Below are 14,765 nucleotides of genomic sequence, written 5' to 3'. Positions count from 1 at the left end.
CCAATGAATCCGCGTCCGGCTTCTATCCTCTATATTCTGTGAATGCCCATACCCGAAAAGTATGTAAAAACGACGAGCGCATGCGCTTAAGCCGCCCTGCGTTTCGGGCACTAGAGCTTACGGGTCAACAAGCCGCTCCCGTTATCCGACCGTACCGGCAGCCCGTTCTCCCCCCGTCCTTACCGTTCCAAGCTTACTAAGCAGCTCGGCGCCGAATTGCGCCGCATACAGCTTGCTGTAAGCTCCGCCCCCGGCGAGCAGGTCTTCGTGGCTTCCCTGTTCGGCGATGCCTTCTTTCGTGATCACGACGATCCGGTCGGCGTGCTTCACCGTAGCGAGCCTGTGCGCGATAATCAGCGTGGTCCGGCCTTTGGAAAGCTCCCAAAGCGCTTCCTGAATGACCGCTTCCGTCTCGCTGTCCAGCGCCGATGTCGCTTCGTCGAGAATCAGGATCGGCGGATTTTTCAGAAACATCCGCGCGATGGACAGCCGCTGCTTCTGCCCGCCGGAGAGCTTCACTCCCCGTTCGCCGATCGTAGTATCCAGCCCTTCGGGCAGCGACAGGATCAGTTCTTCGAGCTGGGCTCTTTTCGCGGCGTCCCAAATCTCTTCATCGGAGGCCCCCAGCTTGCCGTAGGCGATGTTTTCGCGGATGGTGCCGTCAAACAGGAACACTTCCTGCTGGACGATTCCGATATGGGCGCGCAGCGACTGCAGCTTCATCTCGCGGACATCGATGCCGTCAATGGTGATCTCCCCTTCCGTTACTTCATAAAACCTGGGGAGGAGGCTGCACAAGGTCGTTTTGCCCGCACCCGAAGGGCCTACGAAAGCGACGGTTTCTCCCGGCCGGATGGAAAGGTTCAGCCCGTTCAGCACGCTTCCCTTGTTTTCGTAGCCGAAGCTGACATTGCGGTACCGGATATTCCCCTGGAGGCGATCAACGTCCCGCGCATCCGGAGCATCGGCGACATCGGGTGCCAGCTCCAGGATTTCCAGATATCTTTTGAAGCCGGCGATTCCTTTCGGATACATTTCGATCACGGAATTGATCTGTTTGATCGGCCCGAGAAATACGTTCGAAAGCATCACGAAGGCTATGAATTCCCCGTAGCTCATTTGTTTCGCCAGCACAAACCAGGTTCCGCACAGCAAAACGAACAGGGAAATGATTTTCATCAGCAGGTAACTGATGGAAGAATTCCATGCCATGATCCGGTAAGCCAGCAGCTTGCTGCTTCTGAACTGACCGTTGTTGGAAGCGAACTTGGCGATTTCGTGATTTTCATTCGTAAAAGCTTGAACGACGCGGATTCCGCTGACATTGTTCTCGACCCGTGCGTTGTAATCTGCAATGGATTTGAACATCTTGTCGAAAGCGAGCGACATTTTACGGCTGAAATAAAGCGAAAGCGAGATCATTCCCGGCACGATAATAAAGGTAAGCACCGCCAGCTTCCAGTTGATGCCGAGCATAATGCCGAATGCGCCTGCCAGAGTCATCACGGCTATGAATAAATCTTCCGGCCCGTGATGGGCGATTTCCCCGATATCCATCAAATCGTTGGTCATCCTCGAGACGAGATGCCCCGTCTTGTTGTTGTCGAAGAAGCGGAAAGAAAGCTTTTGCACATGGTTAAACAGTTTGGTACGCATATCGCTCTCAATATTGATACCGAGCTTGTGCCCCCAATAAGTGACGACATAATGCAGAGCCGCGCTGATCACATAAATACCGAGAAGACCGACGCAGCCCCATACGATCCATTCCCATTTGCCGCTCGGCAGAAGATCGTCGATGACACGGTTAACCGCCAGCGGAAAAGCCAGCTCAAGAACGGCGGCTATGATCGCACAGCTGAAATCGAGCATAAACAAGCCCTTGTACGGTTTGTAATAGGCAAAAAAACGGCGGAACATAAAGCACCTCTCTTTCTGTAAAACCTTCCTTGGCCGCAAAAGCGCGTTTGTTCTACTCCGTCTTGGACCGCGCAAGCAGATACAGGAAATAAGGAGCGCCGATGACCGCGACCACGATTCCCGCAGGCATTTCGGAAGGCTGGAGCACCCAGCGGCCGAGTGTGTCGGCCGCGCAGACAAGCAGCGCTCCCGCAAGTGCCGCGGCCGGGAGAAGGACTTTGTGGCCGGGTCCTACGAGTCTGCGGGCCAAATGCGGGGCGATAAGCCCGACGAAGCCGATGCCGCCGCTTACCGCGACACAGGAACCCGCAAGTCCGACGGCGGAAGCGAGCAGCAGGAACCGCTCCTTCTCCACCGGAGCGCCGAGTCCCGAGGCTAACTGGTCGCCGAGGTTCAGCACATCGAGCACGCGCGCTTTGCAGAAGACATAGACCGACAAGATGACGATCCAGGGAAGAAGCGCGATCACAAACTTCCACGTCGTTCCCCAGATGCTTCCGGCCATCCATGTGGCCACGAACTGGTATTTCTCCGGGGATATCCGTAAAGTCAGCACGATGGTGGCGGCGCTGATTCCGGCCGCCACGGCGATACCCGACAGCAGGAGACGGGTCGGAGACAATCCTTCGTTGCGCTTGAACGCCAGCGTATAAATCAGCATCGCCGTCGCACCGGCGCCCGCCAGCGCCAGCACGGGAAGCAGGAAGACCGGTGCCGCCGCCGCCGAAGGGTAGAAGCAGATGAACAGCAGCACCGCCAGTCCAGCTCCGGCATTAATGCCCAGAATTCCGGGATCGGCCAGCGCGTTGCGCGAGATGCTCTGCAGGATCGTTCCCGATACTGCCAGCCCCGCGCCCGCCAGCATCGACAGCACGATGCGGGGAAGCCGGAAATCGAACAGAATCAACGATTGCTTCCGTGTTCCTTCTCCGATAAGCGTCTTGAAGAGCTCGCCGGGCGATAACCGGATAAAGCCGATGTTCATACTGATAATAAAGGTAAGGACAAGAAGCAGAACGAAAATAACGAGAATCATGAAGTTTTTTCTTTTCCGTTTTCTCTCCTGCTCCATAATAGGCAGATAACCGGGATTCGGGTACACGTTACAGTTCCCTCCTTTCTTTGCGCGTCAGATAGAGGAAGAACGGCACCCCGATCAGCGCGATCAGCGCCCCGATGGGCGTTTCGTAAGGAGGATGGATCATTCTGGCCGCCAGATCGGACACGACGACGAGCAGGCTGCCCAGCACCGCCGAACAAGGGATGATCCAGCGGTAATCCACGCCGACCAGAAAGCGTGTCAGATGCGGAATGATCAGGCCGACGAAGCCCACCGCACCGACAATGGAGACCGATGCTCCGGCGAGAATGAGAACGACGAGCGTACCGCCCAGTTTAACGAGTCCGGTCCGCTGCCCCAGCCCTTTGGCGATCTCATCCCCCAGGCTGAGCATGGTGATCGAACGGGAAAGCGCGATCGCGCCCAGAAGAGCGGCCAGAAACCACGGCAGCATCACCTTGAGCTGAGCCCAGGTGGTGCCGCTCACGCCTCCCGCGTACCAAAAGGCAATATCCTGGCCGATCTGAAAATATAAAGCGATACCTTCGCTCAGCGCGGAAAGAAGAGCGCTCAAAGCCGCTCCCGCAAGAACAAGCCTCAGCGGCGTCAAGCCGCCTTTGGCGATGGAGCCGATCCCGTAAATCAGCATGGCCCCGCCGGCCGCACCGAGAAACGACATTAGAATAATCTTGGAATAAGCCATTCCGGGGAAAAAGGCGAAGCAGAGCGCCAGCATAAAGCCCGCGCCCGCGTTCAGGCCGAGAAGACCCGAGTCCGCGAGGGGATTTCTCGTCATGCCCTGCATGATCGCACCGGCGACCGCGAAACTCGCCCCTACCATGGCGCCGCCCAGCACGCGCGGCATCCTCAAATCGGCGATGATCTGATGCTGCGTCGATTCAGGGTTAAAATGAAAGACAGCTTCCCACACTGTCGAGAATACAATGTCGGCCGCCCCGAACGAAACCGAAACCCCTATCCCCAGCACGAGGAGAAGAATCCCGCCCGTGAGAATAAGGGCTGCGGCCAGCGGACGGGTGCGAAGCGGAACAGATGAAGCCACTTGCGTTTCCCTTGCTGCGTTTTGCTGAATCATACCTGCCACCCTGTAGTTTAGTATTTAGTGAGACAATTATCAGTGATATTGATTCTCATTATCACAATGTTCAGTTTAAGCGACAATTTTTGCCTAGGCAATGGACAAAAGCAAGAACTTTTTTGTACAAAAAAGAAAGGATTTGTACGGCTGCCGGACGTAGTTGCTGAAAATGCGTCATCTAACAAGTGAAATCCCGGATGACTGGGTCCGTTTCAGGACCCGAGTCTCCATAGAAAACTGCTCCCTTTTGATCCAGTTAGACCGACAGCATGGACAGGGCAAACAAGCCATTCTCTCTGCTTGCAATCGAAACCGCAAACAAGACCTGAGCAAGAATGGCTGCAATTGATCCTCGGCAGAAACCCCGAATCAATATAATGGAAATTCTCGCACTGATTTTCAAACGCCCTATGACTCATTAGCAAAATAAGCCGATCTTGCTTGAAGTATTCATATGGCGATTATGCCTGGCACCCGCGACAGGCTGCCAAACTAATCCGGCCGTGTTTCACATTTTACAAAAAATAAGCCGTCCCTCCGGACGGCCTTCACGCAAATTGCTTCTATTATATATGGCTGAGATATACACAGGCACTAAGACCGCACGTTCATCCGGGACGGATGATTACCTGTTCATGACGTGCCGGAAACCGGGACAATTTCATGCTTCGCCAGATAAGAGCGCAGCAATCCGGTATCCTGACCGGTGTTAACGAAACCGATATGGCCGTCCGGCCGGACCAGGTACAGGGCATCTTCGATGAATCCGGCATTCTCCGTCTCGCGGTTCCACGGAAATTCATGCAGAGGCAGCCGCAGCTCTTTCCCGGCATCGCGAAGAGGCCGCCCCGCTCTGCCATATACATGAAGCTGCCAGTCCATCGACCGCAGCGGAGAGAAATTTACTTCCGCATAAGGCAGACGATCACCTCCCTGCAGTTTTCCGGCTTCTCCGGCAGCAAGCGCGCTGCCCCGGTACGTGATCCTGATTTGCGAGATCACGCTGTACAATCTTCTGCGGACGGCGGAACTGCGGAACAAGAACGGGCCGGCATAAGGAAAAAGATGCTTTTTGACGAGTCTGCTTATCCGGCTTGTGGAAATTACCGCTTTGAAAGCCCGGTCCGTCGTATCCACAAGAAGCTTTGCAAATGGAAGACGTTCGGCCTCGTAAGTATCGAGAAGGGACGGGTCCGCTCTCTTCTGCATGACGGCAGCCAGCTTCCAGCCCAAATTTACGGCATCGCCGATGCCCGTGTTCATGCCCTGTCCGCCCGCGGGACTGTGGATATGGCCGGCATCGCCGGCAATAAATACATTCCCTTCTCGGAAATGACGCGCAACGCGGTGATGAACGTGATACTTCGAGAACCAGTTGACTTCAGCCGTACCGAGGCCGAGATTACGCTGAAAATAAGGGTACATATCCTCGAAGGAAAGAGGGTCGCGATCCCGGAAAGCCGGAGGCACGACACCGATCAGCCGGTAAGTTCCGCTGCTCCGCACAGGGAAAACAAGAGCGAACTCCTCATCCCCGAAATTGATGCTCATGCTGCGGCCCGCAAACATTCCGCCTTCCCCGTGAAGGTCCGCCACGTAAAAATCTTGTTCGTACTTCTCGCCTTCGAACGGGTTATCCATGCTTTTACGCACCCGGCTGTGGGCGCCGTCGCATCCGCACAAATAGCGGAACGTGTGGATCTCTTCTCTGTCGGAATGTTTTAAGACCGCCTCGACACTTCCGTCCTTTTGTACAAAAGAAACCAGCTCCGTATCCCATTCCACTTCGGCGGACTCCGCTTTCAAAGCCTCGATAAGCAGACGCTCGTGATCGTCCTGAGGAAACGTGAAGACGAACGGAAACGGGCTCAGCCCTTCCCCCAGCCTGCCGAACGGAAGGGTTGCTTTCCGCTTGGTTCCCGTCCAAATGTGTCCCCGGTCTACCTTGATACCCCGGCTCACCATTTCCTCCGCCAAACCCAACTGCTGGTAATATTCCAGCGTCCGCGAAGTAACCGCCATCGCCCTTGATGCCCGGCCGGGTCCCTCATTTTTATCGATGATCCGAAACGGTACCCCGTAACGAGCGAGCTGGAGGGCCAGCATCAGACCGGTAGGCCCGGCTCCGGCAATAAGAACTTGTTCCATATGAGTCTCCTCCCGTCTGAAAAGAGTAGAATCTGCCTCTTCCTCCGTTCGTCCCCATTAATGAACACAATGTTGATTAACTTCTTTATGCTCATTATAATCATGGAATGTTGTCCGCTACAATAAACACATAGGCGGGTTGTGACGATTAATGCACACATATTTGCCGCTTGTTCATAAATACGGGAAAAGAGGGATCGAATGCAGCCGGGTAAAGACCGCCATACGATACGGACAAAAGATGGAATCCGGAAAGCCTCTACTGAGCTGATGGAGGAAAACGCTTCCTGCCTCACTCTGCCCACTCAAGCGTTGTTCAGGAATGGCTGCAGGGAGGGCGTCGCGAAACGCCCCGAGAAATGGCGCTCATCCTCACCCGACTGACCTTCAACGGTCCTCTTCACGCGGCCGGTATGAATCCGGTGTCGCAAAAACGCGGTGAAACCGGGCAGACCGGCGGGCTGTAAGAAAACCGGAAAAGAACCGGTTCACCGGTTTCGCGGAAAACATGCGAACAGCAGAAAACGGACAGCCGAAAATTCGGCTGTCCGTTTGACCGGGCTGCGGCTGCCCCGCTTCTTCTATAAATATGCCGCCAGCTTTTTTAATACTCCGGCCTCTTCGGCGGTAAGCTTCCTGCCGCTGAATGCGTCCACCTGCTTGTTAAAAGCGAGGAGCACGGCCGCTTTCGCTTTTGTCCCACCTTTTTCTTCCGCTTTGCGTGCGGCCGTCAAGGTGGCGCATAAAGCCAGCTCGGTTCCATGGTCGTCCGGGGTAAACTGCTTGACGAGGGAGCACATTCCGTCGTATGTGACGGCAATCTCGTAAGTGTAGTCAAGCGTCTTCCGGTTGCCCGCCTTATCCGCGGCAGTGACGCTGATCTCGTGCTTTCCGGGTTCCCGGCTGTAGGCCGGAGCGCTCAACAAAGCCTGCGCGCACGGATCGCCGGCCAGTCCGGACAAAGCATCCTCCGCCGCGCAGCGGATCTCGATGGTCCGGTCCACGGAATAAACGGCTTCGGCGTTAAACTTTACCGAAGGTGCCGTTTTATCGAGCCGGACCACGGCCTTTCCCGGCGGCGACTGGATACCCGACGCACCTATGGCCGAATACGTGACCGTGGTTACGCCTTCCGCGCCGACGGAGACTTCGGCCGCGTTGCCGCTCACGGTCACTTCGGCGGAGGACTGGGCTCCCTCGGCCGAATAGCGCACCGCCGAAGCGTTGTCAGCCCGGATGCGGAGGACCGCATCCCGGTTCAGCCAGCCGTCCGCGTTAGGCTCGGGAAGAAGCGACGCCGAGGCTGACGGGACCAGCGCTTCTTTTTTCTGAACGAAAAAATCATCGTAATACGCCGAGGCGATATTGTAACGGCTCGTGACCGCGATCAGGCGGGCGTAAGCGGCACCGGCGGGAGCCTTGCCCCTCAGCGTGACTTTCTGCCACTGGGCCAGCCTTGATTCGTCCAGATGCGTTTCGAGCGTCGAAATCGTCGCGTTATTGGCATCGAAGAAGCGGAGCATCAGTCCCGGCTGTCCCGATTCAATGTAAATTTGCGCTCCCGCTTCGTAATCTCCGCCCGGCTCGACCGTTATTTTGTCGCTTTGAAGCGCGACGGAAGCGGTACGCAGCTTGTCGGTGATTTTCAGGCTTTTCGTGCCCGATACGCTCCTGTCCCCGCTGACTCCGTAGAAATAGTCCGTTCCGGCAGCAAACAGCGGACTCCATCCGGGAATGACATTGTTCACGACTCCCTCCTCAAAACCTTCGTTGCGGACAGGAAGAGGCGTGCCCGGCGGTTCTTCCGTCACTTCCCCGTCGACTTCCATCCGGTACAGAATCGTGTTGGTCGCCTGGTCGGTGAAATACAAGTTCCCGTCCATGCCGAGATCGAACCGTGAAGTATCCGCCAGCGTCCGGAATTCCAGGGTGTCCGGATCAATGACAGTCAATTTGTTGTTGAAAAGGACGTAAAGAAGTCCGTCTTCGGACCAGCGGAGTGGATGGTGCGCCCACTGGGTGAAGTTGAGCTGCGGGTAAATCTTTTTGCTTTTGACGACCTCGTAAGTTTGGGGGTCGATCGCGAAAATATATTCATAGGAAGCGCCCCAGATAAGCCCGTCCGGACCGACAGCGAGATCTCCGATGAAGATCGGTTTGTCCAAACCCGGAACCCTCAGCGGAAATTCGGTTATTTTCTGCTCCTTTACCGCGTCCCATACGAATATCTTGGCTTCCGCTTCCGTAGGCTCGGAACCGAGTCCTCCCCGGATCGTGGTGGAGCCGAAAATTTTTCCGTCGTGGAAGGTCGTACTGAGCACACTTTGATTTTGAACGACGTTGCGGTGCACTTTAAGCTCGCCGGAAGCCGGATCATACACAGTCAGTGAACCTCCGAGCGTTCCGTACCCCGAGATCGTCGAAATGTACAGCTTGCCGAGTCCGCTTGTCATGTTCACCAGACGTTCCTGATCGTTTTCCAGAACCGCGAGCTTTTTGGGATTGTTGTCGCCCGCTTCCTTAGTCAGATCGTACTCGAACAGGCTGCCTTCGGGGTAGACGCCCATATACACTTTGGACCCGATCGGGTACACACTGTCCGCCTGGCCGATACTGAACGGCTTTGCCGTGTTGTCCGTCAAGTCGACCAGCGACGACCGCGCCTGCGACCCCGTTGTTATCAATTGGGTCGGAGAAACGGCGGCCAGGCGGTTGACCACGCCGGGCAGCCCCGGAATGACGGGCGGCTTCTGGATAACCTGCTTCGTGTCGATGTTCAGGTAAGTGACACCGCCGTCATAACGGACTGTAACGAGCGTTTTACCCGGGAGATCGGGATTGTTCGTGAATTCGACCCAGTCCGCGCCCCTCAGCCCCGTACCGTACTCCATTCCGGTTTCATCCACCGTATGGGTGGCGAGATCGAACGTTTTCAGCTTCTTGTCGGACATAAAGTAAAGCTTTCCATTCTGAGAATCGGTCGCGTGAAGGCCGGTCACGTTCTGAAGCTCGATGTCCAGCCACGACTCCGTTTGTGTATCGTAGATGTACCCTTCGCCGGGTACACCGCTCCCATCCGTATAACGGGCAAACAGATAGCGGTTGTCGATCGTATCCAGATCGTAGACCGTATCGTTTTTGACCGTCAAGGAAGCGGCTATGTCCGTCTTGGCGCCCGTTTGCAGATTGACGCGGACGATCTGCTTATGAGCGGTGCCGGCATATACGCTGCCGCCCTGATAAGCGATGGAACGGACATACTCGGAATCGAGCTGTCCGATGACGCGCCCGTAATCCTTCGTCTGCTTCGTGGACGGGTCGTATTGGTAGACTTTACCGCCCGGATACGTACCGACGTACACTCTGCCCTGCTCGTCGGTCGTAATGCTGTTCGGTACGGATTGTCCGTCGAATTGGGCGACCTGTACGGGCGTATGGGTTACGGGCGAATAGCTCCAGAGCCTGGCCCCGCCTCCGTCCGCGGCCAGAAACAAGGTTCCGTCAGGCGCCACGGTGTGAGCCCAGGAGCTCTCGGACGGAGCGATCGGAATGCTGCGCAGCAGCTTGTAGTCGTCCAGATCGATGACGTTAAGATGGCCCGGTTTTCCTTTACTCGTCGCATACAGCACGTTGCGGCCGTCTTCCTTGCCCGCCGCGCCGTTGAATACGGCTACCGTATAGTTGTTGGGAATGAGCAGCTCTTCCGGACTGCCGTATGTTTTCTGGGCAAGCTTGCTCGTAAGCACCGCGGCAGACGCTTCCGCACCGGAAGTATCCGCGGCCGAAGCGGCCCCGCTCCAGCCCGCGAGTGTCATCATCAGACTCATAAACACGAGAAGGGGCCGGCGTGTCTTTCCTTTTTTCATCATAATTCCTCCTTCATCCGTTGGTTGACAAGCGGTCTTACAACAAAAGCTCCCAAATTAAAGATGTCCTTAGTGTAAGCGTTATCATAAAATACTTTAAGCAGTCGCGCGGTCAGCTTCCTCCTTTCTCATTGACTCCGGAAGAATACTTATTCTGTCTCTGGTATCCTTCTGGTTTCTATAATAGCTATACAGGAAGAATGTGTCAATGTAATATTCGGTTATAATCTCCATTTGATAACCACGTGGTTCCTTGTAGTGAATTCATGAATAGGTTCTCCTTCCACGTGTTGTCTGCCGCGTCATGCAGCGCCCTATTAAACACCGAAGCCGCGTTCATGCGCAAAAAAGCGTATCCCTTCCGGGATACGCCTTTTGTATACGGTCCGATTTTACTGACTTTTTACTGACTTTTGCTGACTTTTCTGATGCCTTATCCGGTCGCTTTGATCTGCTTGCTTCTTAACTGTCCGCAGGCGGCGTCAATATCCGCTCCATGCTCCAGCCGCACGCTGCAGCTCACATTCTGTTTCTTGAGAATATCGTAAAAAGCGCGCACGGATTCCTTCTCGCTCCGCTGATACTGGCTGTGCTCATCCACCGGATTGTACGGAATGAGATTCACGTTAACCAGCGGCCGGCGGTCCCCGATCAATTCGGCCAGTTCCTCCGCATGCTCCCGGGCATCGTTCACGCCTTTTAGCAGAATATACTCCAGAGTCAGTCTGCGGTTCGTTTTGCCCAAATAATAATCGATCGCTTCCATTAATTTCTCAATGGGGATCGCTTTGTTGATTTTCATGATTCGCGTACGCAGCTCGTTGTTCGGCGCATGCAGCGAAACCGCCAAGTTCACCTGGAGATCCGAATCGGCAAACTCGACGATTTTGTCGGCGAGTCCGCTTGTGGAAACCGTGATATGTCTCGCGCCGATCGCCAATCCTTTGTGATCTTTAATGACGCGCAGGAAATCGGACAGATTTTCAAAATTGTCAAACGGCTCCCCGATTCCCATCACGACGACATGGCTTACGCGTTCTTCCTTGCCCGCCTTGTCCAGGTGAAACTGGACTTTCATGATCTGTTCCACGATTTCCCCGCCGGATAAGTCCCGGCTCTTCTTAAGCAGGCCGCTCGCGCAGAAGCTGCAGCCGATATTGCAGCCGACCTGGGTCGTGACACAGACGGATAACCCGAACTTGTGCCTCATCAGCACCGTTTCGATAAGGTTACCGTCGGAAAGCCGGAACAGGAACTTAACGGTCCCGTCAGAAGATTCCTGTTTTACGTGTTCCTCCATCGTTTGAAGGACAAAGTGCTCTTCCAGCAGTCCCAGGCAATCTTTATTCACGTCCGTCATCTCGGCAAAACTCGCCACGCGTTTACGGTACAGCCAGTCCCAAATCTGGGAGGCCCGGAATTTCTTATGGCCGTATGGCTGCAGCCAGGCGGTCAACTGATCAAAAGTTAATCCATAGATGGATGGTTTATTCATTCGTACTCCTCTTTTCAGCAAAACATATCAGCCGGTTTCATCCTCGCCGAAGGGCGGATGCCAGCTTTACATTCTATCATTGTGCCAAAATTCCAAACGTAACACAAGAACTTTAGGACAGCCGCCATTTATAAGCTGCCGTTCCTCCTTGCCCTTATCTTTCTATTCGCCGAACAACTCCCGCAGCATGGTCTCTTTATTGTTGAGAAACTGCTTCATGATGACGTAATGCTCCGTTTCCTCGAGCGTTGTCTCTTCGATTCCATCCGAAGACAGGCGGTACATAACAGAATCGGGATAAGCCATCAGAATCGGAGAATGAGTCGACACGATGAACTGGGAATCCCGGCAGGTTAACCGTTTTATACATTAAAAAAAGGACGCGTCAGACGCATCCTCATTTTATCCTATTCATTATACCAGTATAACGCATATTCGGTCATAACGGAAGACTGGCCGATTTGGCGCAGCATAGCCGAAAGATTACCCCTGTGGTACGTTCCGTGATTGGCCACCTGGAAAAGAACTTCGGCATAACTCGTATCCCGTTTGCGCGTATACGGATTGTCGAGCATAAAGCGCTGATCAAGATCCTGTCCCTGAGCGATCCAGTCCTCATAACGCCGGGATACTTGCTCATAGGCGGCCTCCAGCTCCTCCAGGCTCAGCTTCTCGATTTCTTCCTGCCGGGAGAGCGCATCCCCGGTGGCCTTCCTCATATCCACTCCCTCTAAAATATAAATCCAGCACAGATCCACGAAATAAATATGAGCCATCAATTTGGCGACGGTCGGAAAAACGCTCGTCATTTCCTGCCGGTATACCGTTTCGGGAAGCTCTTTTAACCGCTTGAAAATCGTTTCGTTCGCCCAATTGTGAAATTTGTACATTTCGACTGCCTGATGGTTGCTCATTTGTCAACACACTCCTTTTCTTAATAAACTCAATATAAAACAAAAAGACTGACATCTGTATGTCAGCCTTTGATGTAAAGATTCCGCATTTTTTCGATCCGCTGCCGGATGTCCTCGATCAGTTCGCCGGGCTCCAGCACTTCCACACCGTCCCCGAAGCTGAGAATCGATTCCGCAAGCCAGGAAGAAGGGGTGATAGCCGCCACGCTGAAGGTGACATACAGGGACCCGTCTTCCGCGTATCGTTTGTCCGCATAATAAAACCGGTCGAGAGCGGTCGCCAGCACTTTCGTTGAAAATCTCAGCCTGACCGTCGTCCCGGCAGCCGATTCGTTGTCCCGTTTCATCTCGGCCGTGCCGCGCTGCGGGGGAACCTCACGAGGCTCGAAACGTTCCTCCGTAAGCTCCAGCGAACTCATCCTCGACAGCCTGAATTCCCTGTAATCCGCGCGGGAACGACAATAAGCGTAAAGGTACCAGGCTTCGTGTTTGTACATTAAACGGACAGGCTCGACGGTCCGCACGGTTCTTTCGCTCTTGAAATTAACATAATGGAAGCGGATCACCTGCCTCCCGGAAACCGCTTCCCGTATATGCCGGATCGTTTCGAGCATCTCCTTCCGGCTTCCGATGTCCATCGTCAGGGTCTCGGCCAGCGGTTCCGTGCGGATCGTCTGGAGCTTCCGGATCGTCTCTCCCGCTTTCTCGTCCTCCCCGAAAAGTGTGGAGATGCTTTGAAGCACCGTGATCAGGGAATTGACGTCGTAGGCGCCGAGCAGGCTCCTGTCCAGCTTGTACCCCTCGATGATTCCGTAACCGCCGTTCACCCCTTGATGAGAAACGACGGGAAATCCTGCCGCGCAAATAACGTCCATATCGCGGTATATCGTCCGCTGCGAGACGTTGTATTTGTCGGCCAAAACCGAAGCGGACACCACTTCATGATTCAGCAGCATATAGATCATGGATACAAGACGTTCAAGCTTCATGAAAATCCTCCGCACTCTGGAAGTTAAAGGTCTTCCCTTCGTTTTTTCATTATAGCACAAAGAAAGCGGGCCTCACGGCCCGCTTTCTTCTGTTCATAAGGTACGTGTTTTTTGAGCCAAACCCGCTTCCGGCAAAAACCGTTTCAAGTGAAAAAAGCCGGCGAGAGGGGGTTCGGCACAAGTGCAGAAACCCGTCTTAAAGCTCCGTTTACCCGGGCTTATGAACAACCTTTCATGTTCACATTCGCGGTTAAACGTCCGGCAGGATTTGTTATCCTTTTCTCGTTGTCTCGTACATGCCGGAGGAATGCCTGACGGACTTTTTCCCGTAGGTTCCCAGCCGCCACAAGTACTCCGCGGGTCCCATCCGAAAATAGCGGAACCACCATGTGCTCGCGGCCAGCTGGATCAAGAGAATACCCGCCGCCGTCCAGGCAAGCTCGGTTGCGTGGATGCGGTTCGGCCAGCTGAACAGCGCGCTTAGCGACAGAATAAGAACCGTCTGCATGAGATAATTGGTCAGCGCCATTCTCCCGAGATCCTTCATCGGCGCCAGCAGACGCCGGGCCGCTTCGCTCCGCAGCAGCAGCGTGAGCGCCGTCACATATAAGACGCTGAATGCAAGCCCCCCCGCCGCAAGAGCCACGTCGACCATCCCCGTGCGGTCCAGAATGGCTTCCTGAGCATAGTAAGACGGAACCAGGAGCAGCAGGGAAACGGTCATTGTGATCAGAAGCCCCCGCCGGTAGCGGTCACCTTGTTGAAACAATCCGATCTGTCCGGCCCACAAACCGAGCAGAAACAGTCCCCAGATTTCCAAAAGAAAAATCGTAAAGCATCCGGCGATCGTCAGGATAAAACCCGTCAAAAATACGACGGCCGGCTTTCTATTAAAGAAAGGCAGCAGCAGGAACCCCAGAATCGAATAGATCAAAAGCGCTTCTCCCGGCTGAAAAAAGTGATGCGCCAGACCGATCACCAGCAGCAGAAGCAGCCTCCGGGCAAATAAATACATAGCGCGGTCTCCCCGCTCCTTCGCCCGGGAAACGAAGAGATAAAAGCCGACTCCGAAAAGGAAAGAGAAGATCACATAAAACCGGTGGCTGACCATTATATCCATAAACGTATTGACCGCCATATCCTCGGCCGTTTGGTCCATTGTTGCGGATACCATCTGCCGGATATTGATGAAAATGATGCCGAGCAGCGCAAACCCTCTTACATAATCCAGCGTTACAATTCGTCCGTTGTTATTCATATCAGTTGTCATGTTC

At 54.5% G+C, this 14,765-nt stretch carries 9 protein-coding genes and 1 pseudogene; all 10 read right to left on the bottom strand.

All coding sequences use genetic code 11. The features are described 5' to 3' along the window. Positions 1-141 precede the first annotated feature (141 nt). Complete coding sequence (locus tag ABC395_RS12230) at positions 142-1,920, bottom strand: ABC transporter ATP-binding protein (RefSeq protein ID WP_413003362.1); 1,779 nt, start codon at positions 1,918-1,920, stop codon at positions 142-144. A 52-nt stretch (positions 1,921-1,972) separates the two neighbouring features. After that, the gene (locus ABC395_RS12225; RefSeq protein ID WP_413006735.1) at positions 1,973-2,956 is read right to left on the bottom strand and encodes a FecCD family ABC transporter permease; all 984 of its coding nucleotides are present in this window, start codon (positions 2,954-2,956) and stop codon (positions 1,973-1,975) included. 67 nt (positions 2,957-3,023) lie between these two features. Further along, positions 3,024-4,076, bottom strand: coding sequence for a FecCD family ABC transporter permease (locus ABC395_RS12220; protein ID WP_413003360.1), 1,053 nt, complete (start codon positions 4,074-4,076; stop codon positions 3,024-3,026). Positions 4,077-4,712: 636 nt separating this feature from the next. Then, positions 4,713-6,227, bottom strand: coding sequence for an FAD-dependent monooxygenase (locus ABC395_RS12215; RefSeq protein WP_413003358.1), 1,515 nt, complete (start codon positions 6,225-6,227; stop codon positions 4,713-4,715). A 581-nt stretch (positions 6,228-6,808) separates the two neighbouring features. Next, positions 6,809-10,096 (bottom strand): hypothetical protein, encoded by a 3,288-nt coding sequence (locus tag ABC395_RS12210; protein WP_413003356.1) that lies wholly within the window; start codon positions 10,094-10,096, stop codon positions 6,809-6,811. A 430-nt stretch (positions 10,097-10,526) separates the two neighbouring features. Then, positions 10,527-11,588 carry a dual-specificity RNA methyltransferase RlmN gene (rlmN, locus tag ABC395_RS12205; protein WP_413003354.1) on the bottom strand — a complete coding sequence of 354 codons (1,062 nt, stop codon included), beginning with the start codon at positions 11,586-11,588 and terminating at the stop codon, positions 10,527-10,529. Positions 11,589-11,750: 162 nt separating this feature from the next. Further along, positions 11,751-11,936, bottom strand: a pseudogene (locus ABC395_RS12200) (AAA family ATPase); the annotation flags it as partial. Positions 11,937-11,995: 59 nt separating this feature from the next. Continuing rightward, entirely contained in the window at positions 11,996-12,502 is a 507-nt protein-coding gene (locus tag ABC395_RS12195) for a DinB family protein (protein ID WP_413003352.1), read from the bottom strand. Positions 12,503-12,564: 62 nt separating this feature from the next. After that, positions 12,565-13,491, bottom strand: coding sequence for a helix-turn-helix transcriptional regulator (locus ABC395_RS12190; RefSeq protein WP_413003350.1), 927 nt, complete (start codon positions 13,489-13,491; stop codon positions 12,565-12,567). A gap of 271 nt (positions 13,492-13,762) precedes the next feature. Further along, complete coding sequence (locus ABC395_RS12185) at positions 13,763-14,761, bottom strand: DUF418 domain-containing protein (RefSeq protein WP_413003349.1); 999 nt, start codon at positions 14,759-14,761, stop codon at positions 13,763-13,765. Between the last annotated feature and the right edge of the window lie 4 nt (positions 14,762-14,765).

Source organism: Paenibacillus canaveralius, assembly GCF_047238265.1.
GTDB lineage: Bacteria > Bacillota > Bacilli > Paenibacillales > NBRC-103111 > Paenibacillus_F.
The sequence above is the reverse complement of the archived record's forward strand: the minus strand, read 5'-3'. Positions and strand labels throughout refer to the sequence as shown.